The sequence below is a fragment of the Saccharopolyspora pogona genome (assembly GCF_014697215.1).
GTDB classification, from domain to species: domain Bacteria; phylum Actinomycetota; class Actinomycetes; order Mycobacteriales; family Pseudonocardiaceae; genus Saccharopolyspora; species Saccharopolyspora hattusasensis.
Genome location: NZ_CP031142.1, coordinates 4981356 through 5007017 on the forward strand (window position 1 = coordinate 4981356; position 25662 = coordinate 5007017).

Annotated in this window: 29 protein-coding genes; 17 read left to right on the forward strand and 12 right to left on the reverse strand. The window is 70.4% G+C overall.

Annotated elements, in window-relative coordinates:
• The 4 genes from DL519_RS22825 to hrcA all read right to left on the reverse strand — a co-directional run bounded on the left by DL519_RS22825 (position 1) and on the right by hrcA (position 4011).
• Entirely contained in the window at positions 1-366 is a 366-nt protein-coding gene (locus DL519_RS22825) for a histidine triad nucleotide-binding protein (RefSeq protein ID WP_190817791.1), read from the reverse strand.
• Positions 367-786: 420 nt separating this feature from the next.
• Complete coding sequence (locus DL519_RS22830; protein WP_190817793.1) at positions 787-1530, reverse strand: 16S rRNA (uracil(1498)-N(3))-methyltransferase; 744 nt, start codon at positions 1528-1530, stop codon at positions 787-789.
• A 226-nt stretch (positions 1531-1756) separates the two neighbouring features.
• Complete coding sequence (gene dnaJ / locus DL519_RS22835; RefSeq protein WP_190817795.1) at positions 1757-2929, reverse strand: molecular chaperone DnaJ; 1173 nt, start codon at positions 2927-2929, stop codon at positions 1757-1759.
• Positions 2930-2988: 59 nt separating this feature from the next.
• Complete coding sequence (gene hrcA / locus DL519_RS22840) at positions 2989-4011, reverse strand: heat-inducible transcriptional repressor HrcA (protein WP_397545066.1); 1023 nt, start codon at positions 4009-4011, stop codon at positions 2989-2991.
• Between the two features lie 250 nt (positions 4012-4261).
• On the opposite strand from hrcA, the gene DL519_RS22845 reads away from it, so the two are divergent.
• From DL519_RS22845 to DL519_RS22855, 3 genes are read left to right on the forward strand one after another with little or no spacing between them, the layout of a single operon-like run.
• Entirely contained in the window at positions 4262-4564 is a 303-nt protein-coding gene (locus DL519_RS22845) for a type II toxin-antitoxin system VapB family antitoxin (RefSeq protein ID WP_190817797.1), read from the forward strand.
• Between the two features lie 38 nt (positions 4565-4602).
• Positions 4603-4878 carry a ribbon-helix-helix protein, CopG family gene (locus DL519_RS22850; RefSeq protein WP_190817799.1) on the forward strand — a complete coding sequence of 92 codons (276 nt, stop codon included), beginning with the start codon at positions 4603-4605 and terminating at the stop codon, positions 4876-4878.
• Positions 4878-5285, forward strand: a complete 408-nt coding sequence (locus DL519_RS22855) for a PIN domain-containing protein (RefSeq protein WP_190817801.1) — start codon at positions 4878-4880, stop codon at positions 5283-5285. Before DL519_RS22850 ends, DL519_RS22855 begins: the two co-directional genes overlap by 1 nt.
• Here the strand turns inward: DL519_RS22855 and hemW are convergent, their stop codons facing one another.
• Complete coding sequence (hemW, locus tag DL519_RS22860; protein ID WP_190817803.1) at positions 5286-6515, reverse strand: radical SAM family heme chaperone HemW; 1230 nt, start codon at positions 6513-6515, stop codon at positions 5286-5288.
• Between the two features lie 66 nt (positions 6516-6581).
• Here hemW and DL519_RS49460 point away from each other — a divergent pair, with 66 nt between their 5' ends.
• The 12 genes from DL519_RS49460 (at position 6582) to DL519_RS22915 (ending at position 20107) form a co-directional block, all read left to right on the forward strand.
• Positions 6582-6674: a putative leader peptide gene (locus DL519_RS49460; protein ID WP_317891387.1), complete on the forward strand. Its 93-nt coding sequence runs from the start codon at positions 6582-6584 to the stop codon at positions 6672-6674.
• 119 nt (positions 6675-6793) lie between these two features.
• Entirely contained in the window at positions 6794-8491 is a 1698-nt protein-coding gene (locus tag DL519_RS22865) for a nitrite/sulfite reductase (protein WP_190817805.1), read from the forward strand.
• A complete protein-coding gene (locus tag DL519_RS22870) occupies positions 8488-8667 on the forward strand; it encodes a hypothetical protein (protein WP_190817807.1) in 180 nt (59 codons plus the stop codon). The genes DL519_RS22865 and DL519_RS22870 overlap by 4 nt, the downstream gene beginning before the upstream one ends.
• Positions 8664-9389, forward strand: a complete 726-nt coding sequence (locus DL519_RS22875; protein WP_190817808.1) for a phosphoadenylyl-sulfate reductase — start codon at positions 8664-8666, stop codon at positions 9387-9389. The genes DL519_RS22870 and DL519_RS22875 overlap by 4 nt, the downstream gene beginning before the upstream one ends.
• Positions 9390-9406: 17 nt before the next feature.
• A complete protein-coding gene (cysD, locus tag DL519_RS22880; RefSeq protein ID WP_190817809.1) occupies positions 9407-10342 on the forward strand; it encodes a sulfate adenylyltransferase subunit CysD in 936 nt (311 codons plus the stop codon).
• A 245-nt stretch (positions 10343-10587) separates the two neighbouring features.
• Positions 10588-11931 carry a sulfate adenylyltransferase subunit 1 gene (locus DL519_RS22885; protein WP_223839413.1) on the forward strand — a complete coding sequence of 448 codons (1344 nt, stop codon included), beginning with the start codon at positions 10588-10590 and terminating at the stop codon, positions 11929-11931.
• A 7-nt stretch (positions 11932-11938) separates the two neighbouring features.
• Entirely contained in the window at positions 11939-12697 is a 759-nt protein-coding gene (locus DL519_RS22890; RefSeq protein WP_190817810.1) for a sirohydrochlorin chelatase, read from the forward strand.
• A 1-nt stretch (position 12698) separates the two neighbouring features.
• Positions 12699-12986 carry a type II toxin-antitoxin system Phd/YefM family antitoxin gene (locus DL519_RS22895; RefSeq protein WP_223839414.1) on the forward strand — a complete coding sequence of 96 codons (288 nt, stop codon included), beginning with the start codon at positions 12699-12701 and terminating at the stop codon, positions 12984-12986.
• Positions 12987-13059: 73 nt separating this feature from the next.
• A complete protein-coding gene (locus DL519_RS22900) occupies positions 13060-13242 on the forward strand; it encodes a Txe/YoeB family addiction module toxin (protein WP_449619146.1) in 183 nt (60 codons plus the stop codon).
• Between the two features lie 380 nt (positions 13243-13622).
• Positions 13623-13856: a hypothetical protein gene (locus tag DL519_RS22905; RefSeq protein WP_190817811.1), complete on the forward strand. Its 234-nt coding sequence runs from the start codon at positions 13623-13625 to the stop codon at positions 13854-13856.
• Between the two features lie 236 nt (positions 13857-14092).
• The gene (locus DL519_RS22910) at positions 14093-17734 is read left to right on the forward strand and encodes a type VII secretion system-associated protein (protein ID WP_190817812.1); all 3642 of its coding nucleotides are present in this window, start codon (positions 14093-14095) and stop codon (positions 17732-17734) included.
• A gap of 6 nt (positions 17735-17740) precedes the next feature.
• A complete protein-coding gene (locus DL519_RS22915) occupies positions 17741-20107 on the forward strand; it encodes an ADP-ribosylglycohydrolase family protein (protein WP_190817813.1) in 2367 nt (788 codons plus the stop codon).
• 157 nt (positions 20108-20264) lie between these two features.
• On the opposite strand, the gene DL519_RS22920 is transcribed toward DL519_RS22915, so the two are convergent.
• A complete protein-coding gene (locus tag DL519_RS22920) occupies positions 20265-20576 on the reverse strand; it encodes a hypothetical protein (protein ID WP_190817814.1) in 312 nt (103 codons plus the stop codon).
• Between the two features lie 31 nt (positions 20577-20607).
• On the opposite strand from DL519_RS22920, the gene DL519_RS22925 reads away from it, so the two are divergent.
• Both DL519_RS22925 and DL519_RS22930 read left to right on the forward strand, forming a co-directional pair.
• Entirely contained in the window at positions 20608-20796 is a 189-nt protein-coding gene (locus tag DL519_RS22925) for a DUF397 domain-containing protein (protein WP_190817816.1), read from the forward strand.
• Positions 20797-20966: 170 nt separating this feature from the next.
• A complete protein-coding gene (locus DL519_RS22930; RefSeq protein ID WP_223839415.1) occupies positions 20967-21743 on the forward strand; it encodes an enoyl-CoA hydratase-related protein in 777 nt (258 codons plus the stop codon).
• 8 nt (positions 21744-21751) lie between these two features.
• Here the strand turns inward: DL519_RS22930 and DL519_RS22935 are convergent, their stop codons facing one another.
• The 6 genes from DL519_RS22935 to DL519_RS22960 all read right to left on the reverse strand — a co-directional run bounded on the left by DL519_RS22935 (position 21752) and on the right by DL519_RS22960 (position 25627).
• Positions 21752-22354 carry a Uma2 family endonuclease gene (locus DL519_RS22935; protein ID WP_190817820.1) on the reverse strand — a complete coding sequence of 201 codons (603 nt, stop codon included), beginning with the start codon at positions 22352-22354 and terminating at the stop codon, positions 21752-21754.
• A 61-nt stretch (positions 22355-22415) separates the two neighbouring features.
• Positions 22416-22784 carry a barstar family protein gene (locus DL519_RS22940; RefSeq protein ID WP_223839417.1) on the reverse strand — a complete coding sequence of 123 codons (369 nt, stop codon included), beginning with the start codon at positions 22782-22784 and terminating at the stop codon, positions 22416-22418.
• A gap of 50 nt (positions 22785-22834) precedes the next feature.
• Positions 22835-23260, reverse strand: a complete 426-nt coding sequence (locus DL519_RS22945) for a ribonuclease domain-containing protein (RefSeq protein ID WP_190817823.1) — start codon at positions 23258-23260, stop codon at positions 22835-22837.
• A complete protein-coding gene (locus tag DL519_RS22950; RefSeq protein ID WP_010695717.1) occupies positions 23257-23493 on the reverse strand; it encodes a hypothetical protein in 237 nt (78 codons plus the stop codon). The genes DL519_RS22945 and DL519_RS22950 overlap by 4 nt, the downstream gene beginning before the upstream one ends.
• Positions 23494-23652: 159 nt before the next feature.
• A complete protein-coding gene (gene mmsB, locus DL519_RS22955; RefSeq protein WP_168587037.1) occupies positions 23653-24543 on the reverse strand; it encodes a 3-hydroxyisobutyrate dehydrogenase in 891 nt (296 codons plus the stop codon).
• A 49-nt stretch (positions 24544-24592) separates the two neighbouring features.
• Positions 24593-25627 (reverse strand): enoyl-CoA hydratase/isomerase family protein, encoded by a 1035-nt coding sequence (locus tag DL519_RS22960; protein WP_190817825.1) that lies wholly within the window; start codon positions 25625-25627, stop codon positions 24593-24595.
• Positions 25628-25662 lie beyond the last annotated feature (35 nt).

The following is a 25662-nucleotide window of genomic DNA, read 5'->3' on the forward strand; positions in this document are numbered from 1 at the left end:
TCAGCCCTTGAGCGGGCCGCCGGTGAGTCCGCCGAGCGGTTCGCCGCCGAGCAGGTGCAGGTGCACGTGGAAGATCGTCTGCCCGGCGTCGGCGTTGGTGTTGAACAGCAGCCGGTAACCCGATTCGGCGATGCCTTCCTGCTCGGCGATCTCGCGGGCGACGGTGATCAGCTCGGCGAGCAGCTCCGGGTCGGCGGCGGCGAGCTCGCCGGCGTTGCGGTAGCGCTTCTTCGGCACGATGAGCACGTGGGTCGGGGCCTGGGGATTGATGTCGCGGATCGCGATGACCCGGTCGTTCTCGCGCACCACGTCGGCCGGGACCTCGCGCGCGATGATCCGCAGGAACAGGGAGTCCATGTCGCTCATGCCCGGAAGATTAGAGGTTTCGCCGTTCATCTTGCGAAGCGGTGCGGGAGCGGAACCGCGGATGCCGCCTGGACTCCGGGATCTTCGACTCGTCCGATGCGGTTCGATCACCGCAAACCGGTCGCATCCCCGGCACGCTGCGCCGCAACCGGGTCTGGGGGTTGTCCCGGTTGCGGCGCGGCTCTCGCCGGACCGAGGGGGGAGGTGTCCGACGAGCGCTGGGGTCCGATGCCCCGTGCGGCACCGGTCGCGGCAAAACCCCGCCGCGATCTTTCGCACACCGAGCGTATCGCTGAGTCAACCGTTCGCGCTACGGATCGACCGAAGTTTTTGATCTTCTTAGCGGTATGTGACCGCCTTGCGCGTACTGCGCCGATTTCGAATGAGATCGCCAGTCACCCAGTCGTGAGATCAGGTCGTTCAGGCCCAGCGGTCGGTGCGAACGCCTAGGGCGCCGAGGGCGACCGCGGCGGCTGTCGAGGCGCGCAGGACCGTCGGGCCCAGGCGGACGACGTTCGCCCCCGCTTCGGCCAGCGCGGCGAGCTCATCGCTGGTCACGCCGCCCTCCGGGCCGACGACCAGGACGAGTTCACCGGTCGCGGGCAGATCCACCGACGACAGCGGCGTGGCCGCCGACTCGTGCAGCACCAGCGCCGCGTCGGCACCGCGGACCAGCGCCGCGAGCTGCTTGGTGCTCACCGGCTCGTCCACCGGTGGCGTCCACGCCCGCCGCGCCTGCTTCGCCGCCTGCGCGGCCGTGCTCCGCCACCGCGCCAGCGCCTTCGCGCCGCGTGGGCCGTCGTCCCACTTCGCCACGCACCGGGCGGCGCGCCACGGCACCACCGCGTCCACGCCCGCCTCGGTCGCCAGCTCCACCGCGAGCTCCCCGCGGTCGCCCTTGACCAGCGCCTGCGCCAGCCGCACCCGCAGTCCGGGCTGCGGGACATGCCAGGTCTCGGAGACGGCGAGCTGCAACGAATCCTTCGCAGCGGCCGCCACTTCGCAGCGCGCCAAACCGCCCTGCCCGTCCGAGAGCAGCAGCTGCTCACCGACGCGCAGGCGGCGGACGGTGGCCGCGTGCTTGCCCTCCGGGCCGTCCAGGGTGGCCGCGCCGACGGCGGGCAGCCGCTCGACAGAGAACACCGGCAGCGAGGATTCGGACACGTCCCGCCTCACCGTTCGGTCTGTTCTTCGCAAGCGGCGGTAGCCGCTTGCGGTGTGGGACTCTACCGGCACTGCCGCGGGTTCACGGTGCCCACCCCTCTGGGGTTCTCCCAGCGAGGACACCCCGACGTGGTGAATTGGCTGAGTCGGGGATCCCGCAGCGAGAAGGCCTCTGAGGTTCCGCTGCCCGCACCGCCACGCAAACCACTTTGAAGCATCTTCCAGTTCAGCGGTTGCCGAAGGAGCGGAAGCGGGAGAACAGCCCGTGCCGGTTGCCGTTGCCGTTGGCGGTCACCGTCGGCTCCGGCTGCTCCTCGCCGCGCAGCGCGGCGAGCTGGCGCAGCAGGTCGGACTGCGACTCGTCGAGCCGGGTCGGCACCACGACGTCGAGGTGCACGTGCAGGTCGCCGTGGCCGCTGACCTTGCCGTTGGACCGCAGCTTGGGCAGGCCCCGACCGGTTAGCACCTGCTCGGTGCCGGACTGCATGCCAGGCTCGACCGTCAGCTCCTCCTGGCCGCCATCGAGCGTTTCCAGGTTAAGCACGGTGCCCAGCGCCGCGGCCGTCATCGGCAGCTCGACGGTGCAGTGCAGGTCCGCGCCGTCGCGGGTGAACCGCTCGTGCGGGAGCTCCTCGACCTCGACGAACAGGTCACCGGCCGGTCCCCCGCCGGGCCCGACCTCGCCTTCGCCGGCCAGCCGCACCCGCATTCCGTCGCCGACACCGGCCGGGATCTTGACGGTGATGGTGCGCCGCGCGCGGATCCGGCCGTCGCCGCCGCACTGCTGGCACGGGTCGGTGATGACCTCGCCGAAACCGCGGCAGACCGGGCACGGCCGGGACGTCATGACCTGCCCCAGGAACGACCGCTGCACGGACTGCACCTCGCCGCGACCACCGCAGGTGTCGCAGGTCGACGGGGCGCTGCCGGCGCGGGAGCCGCCGCCGTCGCACGAGTCGCAGAGCACCGCAGTGTCGACGGTGATATCCCGGTTCACGCCGCTGGCGCACTCCTCCAGCGTCATCGCCAGCCGGAGCAGCGCGTCCGAGCCCGGCTGGACGCGGCTGCGCGGGCCCCGCCCGCCGCCACCGGCACCGCCGCCGAAGAAGGCGTCCATGATGTCGCCCAGACCGCCGAAGCCCGCGAACGGGTCGCCCATGCCACCGCCGGCACCGCCGCCGTTGGACAGCGGGTCGCCGCCGAGGTCGACCACCTGCCGCTTCTTCGGGTCGGAAAGGACCTCGTAGGCGGTCGTCACCTCGCGGAACCGCTCCTGCGCGGCCTCATCGGGGTTGACGTCTGGGTGCAGTTCTCGGGCGAGCTTGCGGTATGCCCGCTTGATCTGCTCGGGTGTCGCTTCCCTGGCCACCCCGAGGGTCGCGTAGTAGTCCCTGGCCACCTTCTCCGTACTTCCTCTGCTCGATCAACGAGTACACGCCGGTCGGGCGCGGTAAACCGTCACCGACCGATCAGGATCTCACCCACGTACGCGGCTACGGCCCGCACCGCCGCCATCGTGCCCGGGTAGTCCATCCGAGTCGGTCCGACAACTCCCAGGCCGCCCAATACCATGCCATCCGAACCGTATCCGGTGGAAATCACCGAGGTCGTCTGCATCTCCTTGGCCTCGTTCTCCATCCCTATGCTGACCCGCACGGTGCCCGAATCGCGCGCCGCCGCGAGCAGCTTGAGTACCACGACCTGCTCTTCGAGCGCCTCCAGGACCTGGCGCAGCGAGTGGGGGAAGTCGGCGACGTTGCGGGTCAGGTTGGGCGTGCCGCCCAGCAGCATCCGCTCCTCCGGGTGCTCCACCAGCGACTCGATGAGCACGCTGCACACGCGGATCAGCGGGTCGCGCAGCTCCGACGGAGCCTGGTCGGGCAGCTCGGCCACCGCGGCGGAGGCGTCGGCGAGCCGCTTCTCGACCATCGACACGTTGAGCACGTTGCGCAGCCGGGCCACGTCGTCGTCGGTGATCACGTCGCCGAGGTCGACCATCCGCTGGTCCACGCGCCCGGTGTTGGTGATCAGCACCAGCATCAGCCGCGCCGGGGTGATGGTGACCACCTCGACGTGCCGGACGGTCGATCGGGTCAACGTGGGGTACTGCACCACGGCGACCTGCTGGGTGAGCTGCGCCAGCAGCCGGACGCTGCGGCGCATCACGTCGTCCAGGTCCAGCGCCCCTTCGAGGAACTTGTGGATGGCGCGACGCTCGGCCTCGGTCAGCGGCTTGACCTCGTGCAGCCGGTCCACGAACAGCCGGTAGCCCTTGTCGGTGGGCACCCGGCCGGCGCTGGTGTGCGGCTGGACGATGAAGCCCTCCTCCTCCAGGGCGGCCATGTCGTTGCGGACCGTGGCGCTGGACACACCGAGGTTGTGGCGGTCGACGAGCGCCTTCGAACCCACCGGCTCCTTGGTCGACACGTAGTCGGCCACGATCGCCCGTAGCACCTCGAAACGGCGATCATCCGCGTTCACCACCGCCACCTCCTTCACCTCCAGCGGCACCCGCCCAGGCTCGATGCCCAGGCACAGCCCGGGTACCACCATCGAGTTTACGGTGTTCGTGCACCGGAGCCGAGGCGCACGGGCGGACGGCGGTAGCCTGCCGCGGGGCCGACGGGCCGGTACATCGAGCGGAGCAGATCGGTTCCGGCGGCGGTAGCCGCAGGCGGACCAACTGCGGCGTGCAACGCGTTCGGCCGTTCGCCAGGAGGTGCCAGCTGCCGTGATCTTCAAGGACGTCCGGGAGGGCCAGCCCTACCCCGACCACCGGATGGCGCTGCGGGACTGGGCGAAGGTGCCGCCGCGCCCGGTGCGGATGGAAGATCTGGTCACCACGACGAAGGTGCTGCACCTGGATCGGCTGCTGAGCCCGGACTCGACGTTCTTCGGGGACCTGTTCCCGCACGTGGTCCGCTGGCGCGGCGAGCTCTACCTGGAGGACGGCCTGCACCGGGCCCTCCGATCAGCCCTCCACCAGCGCACGGTCCTGCACGCCAGAGTCCTCGACCTGGACGCAACCCGATAGCGGTACCAACATGGTATCGGAGTTGGTACCGTTGCGTCATGGCTCTGAACCTGCGCCTTCGCGCCGAAGCAGAAGATGCCTTGCGCGCCGAAGCGGAACGATCAGGTCGCTCTCAGCAGGACATCCTCCGTGAAGCCGTAGACCGCTATCTCGGGCTCACTCCGGCCGCGGAACCCAAGCACGAGTGGGACCACCTGATCACTTCGGGCAAGGTGCTCCTGCCGAGGAGCCCCTACCGCAAGGTCGTACCGACCAGAACGCTCCCGGCGGGCCAACGGACGATCGACCTGCTGGATCGCGAGGACCGTTTCTGATGCGCGTATACCTGGACAGCAGCGCGCTGATCAAGCGGGTAGTCCGCGAGCCGGAATCCTCCGCGCTCGTCGCGGAACTGGACGATCTCGCCCGCCGCCAGGCACTGTTGGTATCGACCACGTTGGCCTGGACCGAAATCGCCCGGGTGCTTCGAGCCAGCCGGGACACGACGTTCCAGGAAGTGGCTAACGAACTGCGGGACGCAATGAGCGGCATCGCCGAGCATCCGCTCGACTTCGAGATCATGAACCTCTCCCGAAGGCTTGAGCCGAACCAACTGCGCTCGCTCGACGCGATTCACCTCGCTGCGGCAATCGCCCTCGACGTCGATCTGGTGATGACCTACGACAAGAGACTCGCTGAAGCTACCGCTCTGAACGGAATCCAGGTCAGCTCCCCTGCCTGATCACGCGATCAGGCGCTGAACCACTCCGTCGGCGAGGAGGCGGCCCCGGTCCGTCAGGACGCAGCGGCCCGCCGTCAGCGCTTCGGGCTGCAGCAGACCGTCGGCGGCTGCTTGCTTCGCCGCTAGAAGGCCCGGCTCGTCCAGCGCGTCCACCGGGAGACCCGTGGCCAGGCGGAGTCCGAGCATGATCCGCTCGACCCGCTGGTCCTCGTCGGCGAGGCGCTCCCGCCCCGCCGCCGGGGAGTTGCCCTCCGCCAGCACCGCCGCGTAGCGGGCCGGGTGCTTGACGTTCCACCAGCGGACGCCGCCGACGTGGCTGTGCGCGCCCGGGCCGGCGCCCCACCAGTCGCCACCCTGCCAGTAGCCGAGGTTGTGGCGGCAGCGCGCCGCGTCGTCCCGCGCCCAGTTCGACACCTCGTACCAGCCCAGACCCGCCTCGCCGAGCGCGCCGTCGATCAGTTCGTAGCGGTCGGCCAGCACGTCGTCGTCGGGCATCGGGAGTTCGCCTCGGCGGACCTTGCGGGCCATCGCGGTGCCGTCCTCGACGATCAGCGCGTACGCCGAGACGTGGTCGACCCCGGTGGACAGCACCGCGTCCAGCGAGGCCCGCAGGTCGTCGTCGGTCTCCCCCGGCGTGCCGTAGATCAGGTCCAGGTTGACGTGGTCGAAGCCGGCCGCGCGCGCCTCGCCGACCGCCGCGACCGCGCGGCCCGGCGTGTGCCGCCGCTCCAGCACCCGCAGCACGTGCTCCGCGGCGGACTGCATGCCCAGCGACACCCGGTTGAACCCGGCCTCGCGGATCCCGGCGAAAAACTCCGGCGACGTCGACTCAGGGTTGGATTCGGTGGTGATTTCCGCCGCACCGTCGAGCCCGAACGAATCGCGGATCGCCGCCAGCACCTCGCCCAACCGTCCCGCGCCGAGCAGCGACGGCGTGCCGCCGCCGACGAAGACCGTCTCCGCCGCAGGCACCGCCTGATCGCCCGCCGCCAGCACCCGCGCGCCCAGTTCCAGCTCCGCCCGCAGGCCGTCCAGCCAGCTGCCGAAACTCGCCGATGAGCCCAGCTCATCGGCGGTGTAGGTGTTGAAGTCGCAGTACCCGCAGCGGGTGGCGCAGAACGGCACGTGGACGTACACCCCGAACGGCCGCGAACCCAGGCCCGTCAGGGCTTCGGGCGGGAGCGTTCCGTCGGCCGGGGCGGGTTCACCGACTGGCAGTTGAGCAGGCACTCCACCACTGTCTCACCATTCGGATAGGGATGGACCGGTCGGTGAGCACGTGGCACGCTGCCCCACATGGGTGCGACCTTGCCGAGGCTCTTGCTGGTCACCCGCCGCTACGTGGACCTGCGGCGCGTGTCCAGCGCGCTGTGCCGCGCCATGCGTTGAAATCCCGCCGCCGCGTTCTGCATTGTCCAGTCGGCGCCGGGAGTGCCGAGCAGTGAGAACCGTCACCATCGACGGGAATTCCGCGCGGCGCTGCCGCGCCCGAATCCCGGAGGTCGGACATGGTCCCCCCGACGGAAGCCCCTGCTCGCCCCGCCCGCAAGCGCAAGACGCGCGGCGAGGGCCAGTGGGCGCTCGGTTATCGCGAGCCGCTCAACGCCAACGAGCGCTCGAAGAAGGACGACAACCCGCTGAACGTTCGGCAGCGCATCGAGACGATCTACGCCCACGGCGGCTTCGACTCGATCGACCCGGCCGACCTGCGTGGTCGTTTCCGCTGGTGGGGCCTCTACACCCAGCGCGCCCCGGGCATCCCCGGCGCGCGCACGGGCACGATCGAGCCCGAGGAGCTCGACGACCGCTACTTCATGCTGCGGGTCCGCATCGACGGCGGTGCGCTGACCACCGAGCAGCTGCGCACCATCGGTGAGGTCTCGCAGACCTACGCGCGCGACACCGCCGACATCACCGACCGGCAGAACATCCAGCTGCACTGGGTGCGGGTCGAGGACATGCCGACGATCTGGCAGAAGCTGGAGGGCGTCGGGCTGTCCACCACCGAGGCCTGCGGCGACTGCCCCCGCGTCGTGCTGGGATCGCCGGTCGCGGGCGTCGCCGCGGACGAGATCATCGACGCCACCCCGGCGATCGACGAGATCGCCGAGCGATTCATCGGCGACAAGTCGCTGTCCAACCTGCCGCGCAAGTTCAAGACAGCGATCAGCGGCTCGCCGCGCTGGGACACCGTGCCGGAGATCAACGACATCTCGCTGGTCGGCGTCGTGCACCCGGAGCACGGGCCCGGCTTCGACCTGTGGGTCGGCGGCGGCCTGTCCACGAACCCGAAGCTCGCGGTGCGGCTGGGCGCCTGGGTGCCGCTCGGTGAGGTCGCCGAGGTGTGGCAAGCCGTGGTGCAGATCTTCCGCGACTACGGCTACCGGCGGCTGCGGCACCGCGCCCGGTTGAAGTTCCTGCTCGCCGACTGGGGTGCGGAGAAGTTCCGGCAGGTGCTGGAGGACGAGTACCTGGGCCGCAAGCTGGTCGACGGCCCCGCGCCGGAGACGCCGACCGGTCACCGCGACCACGTCGGGGTGCACCCGCAGGTCGACGGCAACTTCTACGTCGGCGCAACGTCCGCGGCGGGCCGGGTCAGCGGCTCCACGCTGGTGGAGGTCGCGAAGGCCGCCGAGCGGGTGGGTTCGCGGCGCGTGCGCACCACCGTCGAGCAGAACCTGCTGGTCCTCGACGTGCCGAAGTCCGAAGTGGACGGTCTGGTCGCGGACCTGGACGGGCTGGGCCTGCAGGCCGACCCGTCGCCGTGGCGGCGCAGCGTGCTGGCCTGCACCGGCATCGAGTTCTGCAAGCTGGCCATCGTGGAGACCAAGGAGCGGGCGATCGCGCTGGTCGACGAGCTGGAGCAGCGGCTCGCCGACATCCAGGGCGACGTCACCGACCCGGTGACGATCAACCTCAACGGCTGCCCGAACGCCTGCGCCCGCACCCAGGTCGCCGACATCGGCCTGAAGGGCCAGATGGTGCCGGACGGCGACGGCAACCAGGTCGAGGGCTTCCAGGTGCACCTCGGCGGCGGCCTCGGCGAGGACGCCGGATTCGGCCGCAAGATCCGCGGTCACAAGGTCACCTCCGCCGAGCTCGGCGACTACGTGGAGCGGCTGGTCCGCCACTACCTGGCGCAGCGCTCCACCGGCGAGCGCTTCGCGCAGTGGGTGGCGCGGGCCGAGGAAGACGACCTCAAGTGAGCCGAGCGGCGCCGTTCTACTGCCCGTACTGCGGGGACGAAGACCTCACGCCCGAGGCCGAGCCGGCCGGGGCGTGGCAGTGCGCGTCGTGCCTGCGGGTCTTCACCGTGCGGCTCATCGGGCTGTCCCTCGGCGAACAGGCCGAAGACCCGGCCGGAGGAAACGGAGAAGGATGACTGCCGACACCACCACGAACATCGGCGCCCGGCGCAGCGACGACGAGCTGCGGGCGCTGGTCGAGGAGGCCGCGCCGCGGCTGGCCGAGGCCGACGCGGAGGAAGCCCTGCGCTGGGCCGTCGACAACTTCGGCGACGGCCTGATCGTCGCGTCGAACATGCAGGACGCGGTGCTGGTCGACCTGGCGGCCAAGGCGAAGCCGGGCGTGGACATCCTGTTCCTGGAGACCGGCTACCACTTCGCCGAGACCATCGGCACCCGCGACGCCGTCGCGCAGGTCCACGACGTGAACATCGTCAACGCGATCCCCGCGCAGACCGTCGCGGAGCAGGACGCCAGCGAGGGTCCGCGGCTGTTCGAGCGGGACCCGAACCGCTGCTGTTTCCTGCGCAAGGTGGTGCCGCTGCGCAACACGCTGGCCCGCTACGAGGCGTGGGTGACCGGGGTTCGCCGGGTGGAGGCCCCGACGCGCGCGAACACGCCGATCGTGACCTGGGACGACCGCAACGCCCTGGTCAAGATCAACCCGCTGGCGGCCTGGACCGACGACGACATGCAGCGCTACATCGACGAGCACGGCGTGCTGGTCAACCCGCTGGTGTCGGCCGGTTACCCGTCGATCGGGTGCCAGCCCTGCACCGCCAAGCCCGCGCCCGGTGCCGACCCGCGCAGCGGGCGCTGGGCGGGCAACGCCAAGACCGAGTGCGGACTGCACGGCTGAGAAACTCCGGAGGAGACATGACGACAGTCGAGTTGCCGATCGATCGGACCGACGTGCCGCCGCAGGTGGACAACCTGGACGCGCTGGAGTCCGAAGCGATCCACATCTTCCGCGAGGTGGCCGGTGAGTTCGACCGGCCGGTGATCCTGTTCTCCGGCGGCAAGGACTCCACGGTGCTGGTGCACCTGGCGCGGAAGGCGTTCTGGCCCGCGCCGGTGCCGTTCCCGCTGCTGCACGTCGACACCGGGCACAACTTCCCGGAGGTGCTGGCCTTCCGCGACGAGCTGGTGGAGCGGCACGACCTGCGGTTGGTGGTGGCGTCCGTGCAGGACTACATCGACGACGGCAGGCTGCAGGAGCGGGCCGACGGCACCCGCAACCCGCTGCAGACCACGCCGCTGCTGGACGGGATCAGCGAGAACCGGTTCGACGCGGTCTTTGGCGGCGGTCGGCGCGACGAGGAGCGGGCCCGCGCCAAGGAGCGCATCTTCAGCCTCCGCAACGCCTTCGGGCAGTGGGACCCGCGCCGCCAGCGCCCCGAGCTGTGGAACCTGTACAACGGCAAGCACCGGCCGGGCGAGCATGTCCGGGTGTTCCCGCTGTCGAACTGGACCGAGCTGGACATCTGGCGCTACATCCAGCGGGAAAAGATCGAGCTGCCGGAGATCTACTACTCGCACCGGCGCGAGGTGTTCCTGCGCGACGGCATGTGGCTGACCTCGGGTCCGTGGGGCGGGCCCCGCGACGGTGAGGTCGCGGCCACCAAGACCGTGCGCTACCGCACCGTCGGCGACGGTTCCTGCACCGGCGCGGTGGAATCCGAGGCGTACACAGTGGACGATGTGATCGCCGAGGTCGCCGCCAGCCGGCTCACCGAGCGCGGCGCGACGCGAGCCGACGACCGCATTTCCGAAGCCGCAATGGAAGACCGCAAGCGCGAGGGCTACTTCTGAAAACGGTTTCCACACTCATTTTGAGTAGCGGTGCCGGTAGCGGAACCTCAGACGCCCCCTCGGTCCGGGATCGGCGACTTGTGGATGCCCAATACGCGGCGCTGGCGCTGTCCTCCCGAGGGAACGTCTGAGAACCCGCGGCGGTGCAAGTGGCGTAGGCGGGCTAAGCGGCTTCGCCGCTTCAAGAACACGACCGAACTTCAGAGACAAGGCACACAGCCGAACCACCAGGAATGGGTTCTTCAATGACCGAGACGACCACTCGCACCGCGTCGGACAGCGGCACCGAGGTGACCCTGCCGGTGCACAGCGACCTGCTGCGGTTGGCCACCGCCGGCTCCGTCGACGACGGCAAGAGCACCCTGGTCGGGCGGCTGCTGCACGACACCAAGTCGGTGCTGGCCGACCAGCTCGACGCGGTGCACCGCGCCAGCGCGGACCGCGGCCTCGCCACCCCGGACCTGTCGCTGCTGGTGGACGGCCTGCGCGCGGAGCGTGAACAGGGCATCACCATCGACGTGGCCTACCGCTACTTCGCCACGCCCAAGCGCACTTTCGTCCTCGCCGACACCCCCGGTCACGTGCAGTACACCCGCAACACCGTCACCGGTGCCTCGACCGCGCAGCTGGCGGTTCTGCTGGTGGACGCGCGCAAGGGCGTCATCGAGCAGACCCGGCGGCATGCGGCGGTGCTGGCGCTGCTGGGCGTGCCGCAGCTGGTGCTGGCCGTCAACAAGATCGACATGGTCGGCTTCGACGAGGCGGTGTACACCCGCATCGCCGCCGAGTTCACCGAGCACGCCCGTGCACTGGGCTACCGCGACGACACCGTGGTGACCATCCCGGTGTCCGCGCTGCTCGGTGACAACGTGGTGGAACGCTCCGCGAACACCCCCTGGTACAGCGGTCCTTCGCTGCTGGAGCACCTGGAAAGCGTGCCGGTGGCACCGGACCCGCACGACGCGCCGTTCCGGATGCCGGTGCAGTACGTGATCCGGCCGCGCACCGCCGAATACCCGGACTACCGCGGCTACGCGGGCCAGGTGGCGGCCGGTGTCGTGGCGGAGGGCGACGAGGTGGTCGTGCTGCCCGCCGGGCTGCGCACCCGGGTGTCCAAGGTGGACAGCCCGGACGGGGCGAGGCCGCGCGCCGCGGCCGGGCACTCCGTCACCCTGCTGCTGGCCGACGACGTGGACATCTCGCGCGGCGACCTGATCGCCGCCGCGGACGCCCCGCCGCGGGTCACCGACGAGCTCGACGCCACCGTCTGCTGGCTGGCGGAGAAGCCACTGAACCCGGGCGCCAAGGTGCTGGTCAAGCACGGCACCCGCACCGTGCAGGCCATCGTCACCGAGCTGGCGGCCCGCTTCGACGAACAGCAGCTATCGAGTGTGGACAGTCCGGATTCGTTGCAGCTCAACGAGATCGGCCGGGTGCGGCTGCGCACGGCGGAGCCGCTGCCGATCGACGATTACGCCGCGAGCCGGCGCACCGGATCGTTCCTGGTGATCGACCCCGCCGACGGCACCACGCTAGCCGCCGGGCTGATCGGGGTGCCGTTGGCGCCGCTGGCCGCCGCGTCGGAATGAGCAGGAGATGACCGCTCCACTGGTGGCTGTCGCGCACGGCAGCCGGGATCCGCGTTCGGCCGCGACCATCCACGCCCTGATGGACGTGGTCCGCGCGATGCGCCCGGATCTCGATGTGCGCATGGCGTTCCTGGACCTGTCGGCACCGCGCGTGGGCGACGTGCTCAGCGCGGCGCACGGCGACGGCCACGGCTCGGCGGTCGTCGTGCCGTTGCTGCTCGGCCGGGCCTTCCACGCCCGCGTCGACGTGCCCGCGGCGGTGGCCGACGCGGAGCGGCGCTATCCGCGGTTCCGGGTGCACGTGGCCGATGTGCTGGGCCCGGATCCGCGACTGGACGAGGCGGCGTGGCGGCGGCTGGCCGAGGCCGGAGCGTCCGCCGACGACCCGGAACTGGGCGTGCTGCTGGCCGGCGCGGGATCGTCGCACGCACCGGCGAACCGCCTGGTCGCCGACGTCGCGGCGCGCTGGCAGTCGCGCACGTCGTGGGCCGGCGCCGTCGCGACCTTCGCGGCAGCCGCCGAACCCGCTGTTCCGGCGGCGATCGAGGCCCTGCGCGCACGCGGTGCCCGCCGCATCGCGGTCGCCTCCTGGTTCCTGGCCCCGGGCCTGCTCCCGGACCGGATCATCGATCTGGCCCGCAAGCACGCGACAAGCCCGCTGCTAGCGGCCCCGATGGCCGACGACGAGGGCGTGGCCGACCTGATCCTGAACCGCTACGCCGAGGCCCTCACCGCAGCTCCCCTCCAGCTGTCCGCAGCCCTATAACGTGCGGTTCTGCCCGTGCTTGCCGCCACCCACATGCAAGACGTACAGTATTCTGTCCAAATCCCGTGCCAAGTACGCCGAGACGCTCGACTCCGTGGTGAACGACCGTGAGGAAGTCGTGATCACCCGAGCAGGTCACGAGCCGGTCGTGATGGTGTCATTGGATGACTACCAGTCCTTGAAGGAAGCTGCCTACCTGCTCCGCAGCCCCGAGAACGCCCGCCGCCTGATCCTCGCGATCGAGTGGCTGGAAGCCGGCGGCGGAGAACAACACGAGCTCGCCGAATGAAACTGGTCTGGGACGGGCTGCCTGGGACGACTACGTCTGGTGGCAAACCGAGGATCGCAAGATCCTCAAGCGAATCAACGCGCTGGTCAAAGACATCTGCCGGAACGGGAACGAAGGAATCGGCAAACCCGAACAGCTCAAGCACGGTTTCCAGGGCTACTGGTCGCGTCGCATCTCTGACGAGCATCGGCTGGTCTGCAAGGTCGCGGGAGACGAGATTCGAATCGCGGCTTGCCGCTACCACTACGGGAAATGACTTGGCTGACGACCCGGTCACCCTCGCGGGCCAGCCTGTGCGCGACCTGAGCGAATACGCAGGATCCTTCGTCGCGGAGCCTGACCTCGCGGAACGAACCGAGGAAATCCTCCACGAACGGTTTCGGCGCGCAGCCGGGGCATGCGACCGTCGCGGATAGCAGCGTTGACGTTGTTGCGGCAGGGAATTCCGCCTTCCTGGGGACGGGTTGTCGCCCGGGGGTTGAGCAAAAGTCGACAACTCTGTTGGTGGGCGCAACCTGCGGGGCATGATGTGGCCGTGTCATCCAGCTGGGTACACGAAGACCGGCAGCGGCCCGGACACCCCCGACAGCCCAGGTCGCTGCCGGACCCGACTTCACAGTGCACCGTGGGGGCCGGATGAACGCGCGACCGCACCTGATCGCACGCGTCCGAACCGAGTTCGCGCGCAGCGAGCAGGACAAGTCCTGCCACTTCTTCCCGCTGCCGGACGGCGGTGAGCTGCCCGCGATGCTCTACGCCTACTGCGGTTTCGGCATCGTCCCAGGTCAGGCGGAAGCTCTCGACAGACCGGCCGGCATGCCGTGCCTGCAGTGCCTAATGACCGCCGCGCTCTCCGACAGCAGCGTTTGATCGCGTCGCGACCAGCGACGACAGCAGAAATCTGCACCTAACGCTGAGTTGTTCTTTCGAACACTTAGCTTCACCCCATGTGGTCATGAGAGAGTTTGTTGCCAGCGTCTGGACGGGGAACCCGCCGCTCCTTGTGCTCGTCTCACCCGTCAGGCCGCGCTATCGGGTGACCGCGCCGGTGTGTGTGGGGGCGATCAATGCAAGGATGGACGAGGAGTCGGGGACAACAGCGCGAGATGAACACGCAGCAGCCGAATCGACCGGTCATCACGCCAACCATGCGGGAACAGGCCCAGAAGCAGCCGAACACCTGGCTGTACGTGGTCGACCCGATCTTCACCGATCCGAACGCCGAGGTGCCGCCGTGGGGCTTCATCGGCGGCTACCGGGTGGACGAACAGGGCGAGATCACCGACGACTTCTCACCGAACCCGAACTACCGGCCGTCCCCGGTGGCGCTGCGGCTGCCCGCGCCGACCAACGACGTCGAACGCGCCCTGCAGCTCACCACCACCGGCTACGCGCAGGGGCATTCGCTGCTGACCGCGATGCTGGACGCCGAGCTGATCCTGTTCGCGCAGCCGCAGGGCAGCGGGCTGTTCACGATGGAGCACGAGTCGGGCCGCCGGCAGCTGCAGGTGTTCACCTCGGAGACCTTCCTGCCGCCCAACTGGACGACCTGGCAGCGGATGACCGGTCGGCAGCTGGCGACGCACAACCTCACCGGCATCGACGTGCAGGTCAACCCGACCAGCCCGGTCAAGGCCCGGCTCCCCGTCGAGGACCTGGCCAAGGCCGCCGTGCCACCGAAGGCCCCTGGCGTGCCGATCAACTCCCCCGCGAACGGAATGCCGGTGCAGGCCCCGGCGGGAGCCGCGCCGCAGCCCGGCGAGCAGGCCCCGAAGCCGACGGGCGGGCCGACCGCGCAGCCGCCGGGCGATCCCCTGGAAACCGGGTTCGGCCGCCGGTTCCTCGGCTCGATGCTGGCCGGGGCGATCGGCGACGCGCTCGGCGCGCCGGTGGAGTTCTATCCCGTGGACCAGATCCGCAGCCGCTTCGGCGCGATGGGCGTCACGGAGTACGACCGCGCCGGTGAGCACCCGGGCGAGTTCACCGACGACACCCAAATGGTGCTGTTCACCCTGGAAGGCCTGATCCGCGGGCACTTCGCGGCCCGCACCGCCGGAGCCGACAGCCCGCTGTCCGCGATCCAGCTGGCCTACCAGCGTTGGCTGCACACCCAGGGCTACGCGTGGATGCGAGCCGCCGGGCCGTTCACGATGAGCCACCCCAAGCCCAACGGCTGGCTGATCGAGCAGCGCGACCTGTTCGCCGTGCGCTCGCCGAACAGCAGCTGCATCACCGCGCTGCGCGAGTTCGCCGCGGTGGGCGCGCCCGGCACCTTCGAGCGGCCGATCAACGATTCGCAGGACTGCGGCGGCGTGGTCCGGGCGGCACCGGTGGCGCTGTGGTCCGACGACCCCGAGCAGGTCTTCGAACTCGCCGCCGCGACCGCGGCCCTGACCTGCTCGCAGCCCAACGGCTACCTGCCCGCCGGGGCGCTTGCCGTGGTGGTGCACCGGTTGCTGCGCGAGGAGACGCTGGAAGACGCGGTGCGGCAGGCCCGCGAACTGCTCGTGCAGTACCAGGGCCACGAAGACACCGAGCGCGCGTTGCAGGCCGCCGAGGAGCTCGCAGAGCAGGGCAAGCCGAGCCCCGAACAGCTCAAGGACACGTTGGGCGGCGGCTGGGCCGGGCACGAGGCGCTGGCCATCGCGGTGTGCGCGGCGCTTAGCACCGACAGCATCGCGGCCGCGCTGATGGTGTCCGTCAACCACTCCGGCGACAGCGACTCCACCGCGGCCATCTGCGGGAACATCGTCGGCGCCCGCTACGGCGCGCCCGCGCTGCCGGGTGTGTGGCTGCGCGACCTCAAGCAGCGCGAGATCGTCGAGGCGCTGGCGAAGGACGCGCTGCTGGAGTTCGGCCCGAATCCACCGAGCGGTGACGCGTGGACCTCGCGCTACCCGGCCGCGAAGGACATCTCGGAGCTGGTGTTCACCTCCGCCCTGCAGCTGACGGGCGCGGAGCCGGTCGCGAAGCCCTCGAAGGCGGCGCCGGTCGCCGACGACGCACCAGCCGAAGCGGTCGAGCCCGAAGCCGAACCAGACGCCCCCGCGGTTTCAATTGAAACTGCGGACCAACAGGAGGCGGAGGCGGTCGAGGCGGTCGACGAACCTTGGCTGGAGCGCTACCCGATCGGCGAGGCCGCGCCCGCCGTGCCGCCGCAGGAAGACGTCGTCACGCCAGCGGCCGAAGTGCCCGAAAGGCCTCGGTACGCAGCAGGAACGCCGGAATCGGAGACCGCGCAGCCCGGCGAGGGACCGGTCGAGGACGACCCGGCGCCGGAAACCCCGGACCAGGAAGCGCCCGCCCAGGAAGCCGCAGCCGCGGAAGTTCCGGTCGCCGATGCTCCTGCCGCCGAGACGCCCGCTGCGGAACCTCCAGCTTCCGAAACCCCGGTTGCCGAGGCGGCAGTCGTCGAGGCTCCGGCTGCGGAAACCGCCGTCACGGAGGCGCCGGCCGAGGCAGGCGACGAAGCCGACGAAGGCCTGTCAGAGGAGGAACTGCAGCTGCTCAGCGTGTGGCGCGAGTTCCGCGACAACGGCGACGGGAACTCCGCCGACCTGACGCAGGGCCTGCAGAAGCTGCTCGTCGAGGCCTTCGGCCCCGAACGCGCGGCCCAGCTGATCGGCGAGGCCGCCGCCGGGGCGGAAGCCGGGGCCGAGCTCGCCGCCGAAACCCGGGTGCAGCTCAGCCGCCGCGAGCGGCTCGAAGGCTGTGTGCTGGGCGCCGCCGTCGGCGACGCCCTCGGCGCGCCTTGGATGTTCTCCGACCTGCGCACGATCCTGGGCGTGAACCCGGAAGGCGTGCGGGAACTCGCCGAGGCCTTCGGCCGCCGCGGCGCGGCCACCGCCTACTCGCAGCAGGCGGCATTCGTGCTCTACGGCCTGATCGGCGGGACCATCCGCTCGACACTGCGCGGCGTCCCGGCGTTCCGGCCGGGCTTGGTCCGCACGGTGCTCCAGCAATGGCTGCTCACGCAGGGCGCCCGGGTCGACGTGAACCTGCCGGCCGGGACGCTCGCCGAGAACGAAACGCTTCGCGTGCAGCGGTTCCCGGACGAGGCGTCGCTGACCTCATTGGCGCAATGGAACGACCGCCGGGAGCCCCCGACGCCAGGCAACCCGCCGAACGCCGCCCGCACGCCCGCGGCAACGGTCCGCGGTGCGGTGGTCGGCTTCGAGGTCCGCACCGTGCAGGACTCGATCGCCCTGGGTATCGAGATCGCCGCGGTCACCCACGGGCATCCGGACGGTTACCTGCCGGCCGGGGCGCTGTCCGGGCTGGTGTCCGCGTTGCAGGAGGGCCACACCCTCGCCGAAGCGGTGCATGCCGTGCTGGCCGAGCTGGACCAGATGGAGGGTGCTGAGACCACTGCGCTGGGCTTGCGCTCCGCGATCGAGATCGCCGCGAACGGCCCGGTGTCGCCGGCCGGCCTGGAAACCCTGGGCCTCGGCTGGCAAGCGCCGGAAGCGCTGGCGATCGCCGTTGCGGCTGCGCTGGCGCACCCGAACTCGTTCGCCGACGCCGTGTCGCTGGCGGCTACCCACGCCGGTAACAGCGCGGCGACCGCGTCCATCTGCGGCAGCCTGCTGGGCACCGCCCGCGGCGCCGGGCCGATCCCCGCCGAGTGGACCACCGGCCTGGAGCTGCGCCCGGTCCTGGACCAGCTGCTGGAAGACGCGCACCGCGCAGGCACGGAGATCGACACCCACGAGCCAGTGCCCGGCTGGGCGCAGCGCTACCCCGGTTAATCCACAATGGACGAATCCTGGTTGGACGAGACGGAACGGGCTCTGCTGGCGGCCTGGCGCGAAGCGCACGCGACCAGCCGCCGTGACCCGGTGGAGCAGCAGCTGCTGGACACCTGGCAACAGTGGCAGCGGAAACCCGCCACCCGCCCGCTGTGGGCGACGGCCCTGCAACGCTGGCTCAGCGCGGAACCCCCGCCGGCGCCTGCCACCGGCCTGTCCGACCGCAACGGCCCGCTGCCCGAAGCACCGGGACGGTTGCTCGGCATGCTGCTCGGCGGCGCGGTGGGCGAATTCATCGCGCTAGGCCGGGTCGGGCAGCGCACCACCGCCGTGCTCTTCGTCCTGGAGGGCCTGATCCGCGCGCACACCCAAGCGCGGTCGGCGGGCGATGGAGATCCGGTCAGCTTCGCCCTCGGCGGACTCCAGCGCTGGCTGCACACCCGCGGCGTGCCTTGGCGAGACTGCGGGACCGACACCGCCCAGCCCAACGGCTGGCTGGTGACGGAACCCGCACTGCACTCCGCCCACAGCGACGAGCCGACGATGCTCACCGCGCTCGCCCGGGTCGCCGCCGGGCACGCCGCCGGTTCCCGGCGGCTGCCCATCAACACCTCGGACACGGCCACCGCCGTGCCGCTCGGCGCACTCGCCGCGCTGTGGTCGGGCGACCCCGGCACGGTTTTCGCGCTCGGCGGCGACCTCGCCGCGCTCACCCACGGCCACCCGAAAGGCCACAGCCCGGCCAGCGTGCTCGGGGTGACGATGCTGTCGCTGCTGCGCGGGAACGCGCTGCAAACATCGCTGAGCCAAGGACTTTCCGGCTGGCAGTCGGGACGCACCCCGCTCAGGCGCGCCCTGCGGCTCGGCCAGCTCAGCCCCGCCGGGTTCCGGCCGCGCCGCACGAACCTCGACGCGACGCAACCCGGCCGCAGCGGCCTGGACGCGCTGGCGGTCGCGGTCAGGGTCTCATCGTCCTGCGAGGACGATTTCGCCGCCGCTATCGGCTCCGCCAGCGAGCACAGCGGAGACGCGGCGACGGCAGCCGTGCTTTGCGGGCAACTGCTCGGCGCGCTGCACGGCCCGACGGCGATTCCGGCGGAATGGCTGGAAAAACTACCGATCACCGCGCTGGTCGAGCGGCTTTCTGCAGACGCAGCAAGGGAATTCGGCCCGTACCCGGACGAATCCGATCAATGGGAGCGCCGCTACCCGACCACCGAATCCGCCGAGCCCCTGACACCGTCCACATCGGACTACCGCACCGGGCTGACCGCGGTCCCCCGCCTGGCGGCGTCCCGCGACCGGTTCCTCGGCGCGGTTCTCGGCTGCGCGGTCGGCGAGGCGCTCGGCATGCCCATCGCCGCCGACAGCTGGGACGAGATCCAGTCCCGGCACGGCGCGGGTGGCCTGACCGACTACATCCCGGCCGGGCACCCGTCCGGACGACTCGGCAGCGATACCCAGCTACTGCTGTTCTCGCTGGAGGGCACGATCCGGGCCAACATCAGCCGGCGCGCCACCGGCACCGACGACCCGGCCCGGCACATCCAGCACGCCTACCAGCGCTGGCTGCACACCCAGCACCTGAGCTGGCCGCGCGCGGCGGGCGAGTTCCTGCACGGCACCCCCGAACCAGACGGCTGGCTGGTCGGCCAGCGGGCGCTGTTCCAGACCCGCAACCCCGGCCGCACCATGATGCGAACGCTCATCGCGTTCGCCAAGGGCCAGCAGCAGATGGGGTCCCCGGACAACCCGGTCAGCGACTCGCAGGGCAGCAGCGTGATCATGCGCGTGGTTCCGGCCGCATTGTGGAGCAACGACCCGGCGGAGGTCTTCCACGTCGGCATGAGGACGGCGGCGCTGACCCACGGCCACCCGACGGCCTGGCTGACCGCGGGAGCGCTGGCGTTCCTGGTGTCGCGCCTGATGAACGGCGAGCCGCTGGCCACAGCGGTCGATGCGGCACTGGAGCAGCTAACTCCGCACACCGGACACGAGGAGGTGAGCCGCCGGATCACCGCGGCGGTCCGCCTGGCCCGCAGCGGCCGTATCGCGCCGGGCGATCTGGAGCGCAACCTCGGCACGGGATCGACGGCGGCCGAAGCGCTGGGCATCGGGCTGTACGCGGCGCTGGTCTGCGACGGCGACTTCGACGCGGCGCTGCCGGTGGCGGTGAACCACTCGGGCAACAGCGCGACGACGGGCGCGGTCTGCGGCAGCCTGATCGGCGCGGAATCCGGGGCGGAGCAGATCCCGGAGCGCTGGAAGGCGGAGCTGGAGCTCTACGAGGTGATCGAGCGCCTCGCCCACGACGCGGTCCTGGAGTTCGGCCCCCGCCCACCGGACTGGTCCGACCGCTACCCCCCGACCTGACGCCCAAGGCTCGTGAGTGAAAATTCCGGTCCTTCACTCACGAGCGGCGGGGCCGCAGGGTGGCCGGTCGGTGCGTGGGGAGGGACCACACCGACCGGCCCGCGAGGGCCGGGGACGCCGGGGGATGCGTCTTCCGCCCGACCCGTGGCTTGGAGCGTCAGATGCGCCGGAGTGCTTCCAGCACTCTGCGCTGGAGTTCCAGCGACGGCATCACTGGACCGTCCGATGTAGACGCTTCGGGCACCGCGGATTCCGGTTCGGGCTCGCGAAGCCGGTGCCGGCCGCCTCGTTCGCGTTGTCGTCGCTCCGCTTCGACATGGGCGATCAGCTCCGGGGTGCCGGCCACGGCATCGAGCCCGCACAAAGTCGAAACCGGTGTCCCAGTCGGATACACCAGGAGGCCCGCCGAGCGCGCATCGGTGCTCGCACGCCGCACCCCACCCGCCGGTACCCAGTGGAACGGGTACATCGCCACCCTGAGATAAGACGGAGCGTGCGAAATGACCCCCAGAAACTGGCGCAAGTCCAGCTACAGCAACCCCAACGGCAACTGTGCGGAGGTCGGGCGGTTAGCCGGGGGCGCCGCGATCCGGGACACCAAGGATCGCGACGCCGGGTACATCACCGCCGACCGGGCCCAGTGGCGTTCGTTCCTCACCGCCGTCAAGGCCGAGCGCTTCCAGGCCTGACCCGCACACCTGGATCGGTACCGCATCTCTGCTGGCCAGGGCCCGTGAGTACGTTGGACCGCCACGGTGTGCTCACGGTCCGTGACCTGCGGTGGAGGCACTCATGCCCGCCCCGGAGTGGGATGTTGCTCACTGGCCCTGGGTGGCTAACGGCGGTTAACGTGCCTGTCATGGATGAACTCGTGCACCTCACAGTGGCCGACGGCATCGCGACGATCACGCTGGACTCGCCCCGCAACCGCAATGCGCTGTCCGCGCAGCTGCGGCGCGAACTGCGGGACCACCTGAACGCAGCGATCGCCGACGACGCGGTGCGCGTGATCGTCCTGGCCCACACCGGCACGGTGTTCTGCGCCGGGATGGACCTCAAGGAGTCGCGTTCGGCGGACTCCGAGAAGCAGGGCGTGAACGAGTTCCCCGCGATCCTGGAGCAGATCTGGACCAGCCCGAAGCCGGTGGTCGCCAAGCTCGCCGGGCCCGCCCGCGCCGGCGGCGTCGGCATCGTCGCGGCCTGCGACATCGCGGTCGCGGCGGACACCGCGACCTTCGCCTTCTCCGAGGTGCGCATCGGCGTCGTGCCCGCGGTGATCTCGGTGACCGTGCTGCCCCGCTTCAACTCCCGCCAGGCGCACGAGCTGTTCCTGACCGGCGAGACCTTCGACGCCCGCCGCGCCGCCGAAATCGGCCTGCTGAACTCCGCGGTCGCGGCCGACGAGCTGGATGCGGAGGTCAAGCGTTACGCCGACATGCTCGCCCTCGGCGCCCCGAACGCGCTGGCGGCCACGAAGCAGATGCTCACCAGCCGGCGCCCGTCGAACATGGGCGAGGCGTTCGCGCAGATGCTGGAGCTGTCGGCCAAGCACTTCGCGGGCGAAGAAGGCCAGGAAGGTATGCGGGCCTTCGCCGAAAAGCGAAAGCCCGCATGGGTGCCCGAAAAGCTCAGGTGACCGGCTGATCAGCCGTCTTCACCACCGATTCGGTCGCGCCACGGTCCCTTGGCCAGAAGCCAGTGCGGAACCAGCTTGATCGGGAACGGGAAGTCGGTGGCGAAGGTGTCCTCGCCGATCGCCTGCTGTACCTCTCGATACTCGCCATCCTCCAGCCGGAGTTCGACGATTCCCGGTTTCTCTTCATCCGGAGTGACGATCCAGTACGCCTGGATACCGAAGTTGGCGTACTCGCGACGCTTGGTGTGATGGTCGCGGATGATGCTCTCCGGGGAAACAACCTCGATCGCGAGCAACGGTGGCCGGGTGAGGTACGGCTGCTCGAAATCGGTCTCGTTGAGCACGACTACGTCCGGGATGCGGTGGTGCGTCCGATCCGTGTTGAAGTTGATACCAGCACCTTGCATCACCACGAAATCCGCCGGGGCGACTTCGAAGCCGAGGTACTGGCTGAGCTTGGCCTCAACGAGGGAATGCGCGCTTACTGGCGCAGGAGACACGTCAAGCCTCCCGTCGACCAGCTCGTAGCGGCGCCCGTCGTCGGGTAGCCGCTCCAGGTCGTCGACGGTCATCGGCGCGTGCTGCTCGTCCGCCATGTTCACGACAGTCATACTGCCTCCCGTTCTGCACGGAAGCCAGTATTCCGAGACCGCCCCGGCCACGAACGGGCGATCAAGGCCTGGTCAGGACTGCTGTGAACTCGCGGCCGCAGATGGGGTGCTCGGAGGCGTCGCGGAGGACCGCGTTGATCCGGCCGAAGGCCTTCGGGTCGTGCTCCGCTAGCGTCTGGAAGCCGGACCAGACCAGCACATGCTCGCCCTCCGGCAGCCACGACAGGTCCGTCAGGCAGTCGTAGAGGGCGTCGAGGTTTCGGCCCGCCCACTCCGGGAAGTTCAGCACCGCGGCGATCCCGTCCAGCGTCGTCCGCTTGCTGACCAGGTCTGAGCCGTCCAAGACGTGCGCGGTCGCGCCGCGCTGCTCGGCTTCCTGCACGGCCTCGCGCGCAGTGACGCCGCCGGACGGCTGCTCCACCTCGCTCACCGCCGGCTCCTTCCGCACCCTGCTAGCCCACTTCGTCGCAAACATCGCACTCAACCTGCGGGGTCGACAACCACAAATGAATCGTAATGATCGCTCGTGTAGTAAAGCTCGGATCGGCCACCGGTGACCAGTCTCTGGGCTCCGCGATCCTTCGAGCCCGGGGTCGGCACGGTGTACTCGTGGTAGTAGTCCGAGGCCTTGTCCGGCAGGACGCCTTCCCGGTTGCCGAACACCGAGTTGTCCTTGCCCGGGTACGGGAACGGGCCGCCCTTGACGATCAGCTGCCAGGTCTTCCCGGCTTCCGGCGGCAGCGTGGACAGCTGCTTCACCGGCAGGCCGGACTCAGCCCCGGGCACGGCCCGCTGCTGCGTCGCCGCACCGGGATCCAGGTCCACGTAGTCCCGGACGAACCAGCCTATGACGACCAGGGCGATCAGCCCGACCAACGCCACCGAGATACGTCTGCGCGACGTCACGCCGCCGTCCCCTTCCGCCCGGTCTCGCCGTCCCGGCGGCCGACCGGGGGTTCCGCGTCGCGGACCCTCGTCAGCTTCGCTCCTAGGCCGTCGATGCCGCGGTCGATCACGCGGGCGAGCCCCCAGCACAGCGGTAGCAGCACCGCCAGCACGAGGGTCACCTGCAGCGGGTAGACGAGCTGCACGAGCCACAGCTCGACGCCGTCGTACCACTCGACCAGCCACTCCAACACAGAGCGTCAGGGTACGCCCGGTCCGATGACGCCGTGCGGCGCCCCGACCCCTCCCGCGACTACCCCACGTGCACCTGTCCCCGCAGGACAGCACGATCTCGCGAGGAATTGACCGCCACCTGGGGGAACGGCGATTCCTCGCGAAACCGACATCTCCCGTCAGTGCTGCTCGGAGCGCTCCCGGACGGACTTGATGATCGCGCCGAAGTCGAGGCTGCCGCCGCCCTCGTCGTTGAACCGCTGGTAGAGCTCGGTGGCCAGGCGGCCGATCGCGGCGTCCGTGCCGCTCTGCTCCGCCGCCGAGGTCGCCAGCTTGAGGTCCTTGAGCATCAGCGCCGCGGCGAAGCCGGGCTCGTAGTCGTGGTTGGCCCGGCTGGTCTCCACCAGGTCCGGCACCGGGCAGTTGGTGGTCAGCGCCCAACACTGCCCGGTCGAGATCGACGCTACGTCGTAGAGCGCCTGGTGCGACAGCCCCAGCCGCTCCCCCAGCACGAACGCCTCGCTCACCGCGACCATGGACGCGCCGAGGATGAGGTTGTTGCACATCTTGGTGACCTGGCCGTTGCCGGGACCACCGCAGTGGATCACCTTGCGCGCCATCGGTTCCAGCAGGGGCTCGGCGCGGTGGAAGTCCTCCTCCGACCCGCCCACCATGAACGTCAGGGTGCCCGCTTCGGCGCCTGCGGTGCCGCCGGAGACCGGGGCGTCGATCGAGCCGAACCCGGCCTCGGCGGCGCGCTCGTGCGCCCGGCGGGCATCCGCGACGTCCACCGTGGACGAGTCGATGAGCAGGGTGCCGGGCTTCGCCGCGGCCAGCACCTCGTCGTAGCAGGCCAGCACGTGCTTGCCGCTGGGCAGCATGGTGATCACCGCATCGGCGCCGGCGACGGCATCGGCGGCCGACGCCACGGTGGTCACGCCATGCCGGTCGGCGGCCTCCAGCGCCGCCGGCACCAGGTCGAAGCCCTGCACCGCGTGACCGGCCTTGACGAGGTTCGCCGACATCGGGCCGCCCATGTGGCCCAGCCCGATGAATCCGATGACAGCCATTGTCATTTTCCCCTTCTGCGCTGGAATTTCCGTCAAGGCCGAAGCGGCGTCAGCCGAGCAGTTTCGGCTCGTCCGCGACCGGCTCGAAGAACTTCTCCACCCGCGATTCGTCCACATCGGACAGCTGCGCCGGTGACCACTGCGGGTTGCGGTCCTTGTCCACCAGCGTCGCGCGCACACCCTCGACGAAGTCGCCGATCCGCACGCACGCCATCGCCAGCCGGTACTCCTGGACGAGGGCCTCCTCCAGCGAGCCGTAGTCGCTGCGCAGGGCCTTCAGGGTGACCTTGAGGGAGGTCGGCGACTTGTGCTCGATCGCCTCGGCGGTCTCGCGGGCGGCTTCTTCCGGCCGCTCGCGCAGGCGCCGCAGGACCTCGTCCACGCTGTCGGCCGAGTACGCCGCGTCGATCCACTCCCGTTGCGCGGCCAGCGGCGCCTCGGGGGCGGGCTCGGAGAACTTCTGCAGCACCTCGTCCACCTCGCCACCTGACAGGGCCTCGACGAGCTCCGGCAGGTTCGCGCTGTTGACGTAGTAGTCGGCCACCCCGCAGTAGATCGCGTCGGCGCCGCCGATCGGTGCGCCGGTCAGCGCCAGGTGGGTGCCGAGCTCGCCGGGGGTGCGGGAGAGCAGGTAGGTGCCGCCAACGTCGGGGATGAAACCGATGCCGACCTCGGGCATGCCGACCTTGGAGCGCTCGGTGACCACCCGGTGCGAGCCGTGGGCGGAGATGCCCACGCCGCCGCCCATGCAGATGCCGTCCATGATCCCGATGACCGGCTTCGGGTAGCCCGCGAGCGCCGAGTTGAGCTGGTACTCCTCGGTCCAGAACGCGGCGGGCAGCGACTCGTCACCGGCCTTCGCCGCGTCGTGCAGCGCGCGGACGTCGCCGCCCGCGCACAGCCCGCGCTCGCCCGCCCCGTCGATCAGGATCGCCCGGATGTGCTCGGCGGTGCGCCACTGCTCCACCGCCTGCGCCATCGCCCGCACCATCCCCAGCGTCAAGGAGTTGAGCGCCTTGGGTCGGTTGAGCGTGATCCGTCCGAGCGATCCCTGTTCGCGAACCAGGATCTCGGGCTCCGTCATGATGCGACTCCAAGTTCTCGCGCTGCCCACCCGGG

Excerpts from the sequence above, each read along its gene's own strand:
- DL519_RS49460 (WP_317891387.1), top strand. The coding sequence starts at position 6,582 with ATGGGTGCGACCTTGCCGAGGCTCTTGCTGGTCACCCGCCGCTACGTG.
- DL519_RS22825 (WP_190817791.1), bottom strand. The coding sequence starts at position 366 with ATGAGCGACATGGACTCCCTGTTCCTGCGGATCATCGCGCGCGAGGTC.
- DL519_RS22960 (WP_190817825.1), bottom strand. The coding sequence starts at position 25,627 with ATGACGGAGCCCGAGATCCTGGTTCGCGAACAGGGATCGCTCGGACGG.
- DL519_RS22905 (WP_190817811.1), top strand. The coding sequence starts at position 13,623 with ATGAACGCGCGACCGCACCTGATCGCACGCGTCCGAACCGAGTTCGCG.
- DL519_RS22935 (WP_190817820.1), bottom strand. The coding sequence starts at position 22,354 with ATGACTGTCGTGAACATGGCGGACGAGCAGCACGCGCCGATGACCGTC.
- DL519_RS22920 (WP_190817814.1), bottom strand. The coding sequence starts at position 20,576 with ATGTACCCGTTCCACTGGGTACCGGCGGGTGGGGTGCGGCGTGCGAGC.
- DL519_RS22865 (WP_190817805.1), top strand. The coding sequence starts at position 6,794 with ATGGTCCCCCCGACGGAAGCCCCTGCTCGCCCCGCCCGCAAGCGCAAG.
- DL519_RS22925 (WP_190817816.1), top strand. The coding sequence starts at position 20,608 with ATGACCCCCAGAAACTGGCGCAAGTCCAGCTACAGCAACCCCAACGGC.
- DL519_RS22930 (WP_223839415.1), top strand. The coding sequence starts at position 20,967 with ATGGATGAACTCGTGCACCTCACAGTGGCCGACGGCATCGCGACGATC.
- DL519_RS22915 (WP_190817813.1), top strand. The coding sequence starts at position 17,741 with ATGGACGAATCCTGGTTGGACGAGACGGAACGGGCTCTGCTGGCGGCC.
- DL519_RS22910 (WP_190817812.1), top strand. The coding sequence starts at position 14,093 with ATGAACACGCAGCAGCCGAATCGACCGGTCATCACGCCAACCATGCGG.
- DL519_RS22850 (WP_190817799.1), top strand. The coding sequence starts at position 4,603 with ATGGCTCTGAACCTGCGCCTTCGCGCCGAAGCAGAAGATGCCTTGCGC.
- DL519_RS22885 (WP_223839413.1), top strand. The coding sequence starts at position 10,588 with ATGACCGAGACGACCACTCGCACCGCGTCGGACAGCGGCACCGAGGTG.
- DL519_RS22855 (WP_190817801.1), top strand. The coding sequence starts at position 4,878 with ATGCGCGTATACCTGGACAGCAGCGCGCTGATCAAGCGGGTAGTCCGC.
- DL519_RS22890 (WP_190817810.1), top strand. The coding sequence starts at position 11,939 with ATGACCGCTCCACTGGTGGCTGTCGCGCACGGCAGCCGGGATCCGCGT.
- mmsB (WP_168587037.1), bottom strand. The coding sequence starts at position 24,543 with ATGGCTGTCATCGGATTCATCGGGCTGGGCCACATGGGCGGCCCGATG.
- DL519_RS22875 (WP_190817808.1), top strand. The coding sequence starts at position 8,664 with ATGACTGCCGACACCACCACGAACATCGGCGCCCGGCGCAGCGACGAC.
- cysD (WP_190817809.1), top strand. The coding sequence starts at position 9,407 with ATGACGACAGTCGAGTTGCCGATCGATCGGACCGACGTGCCGCCGCAG.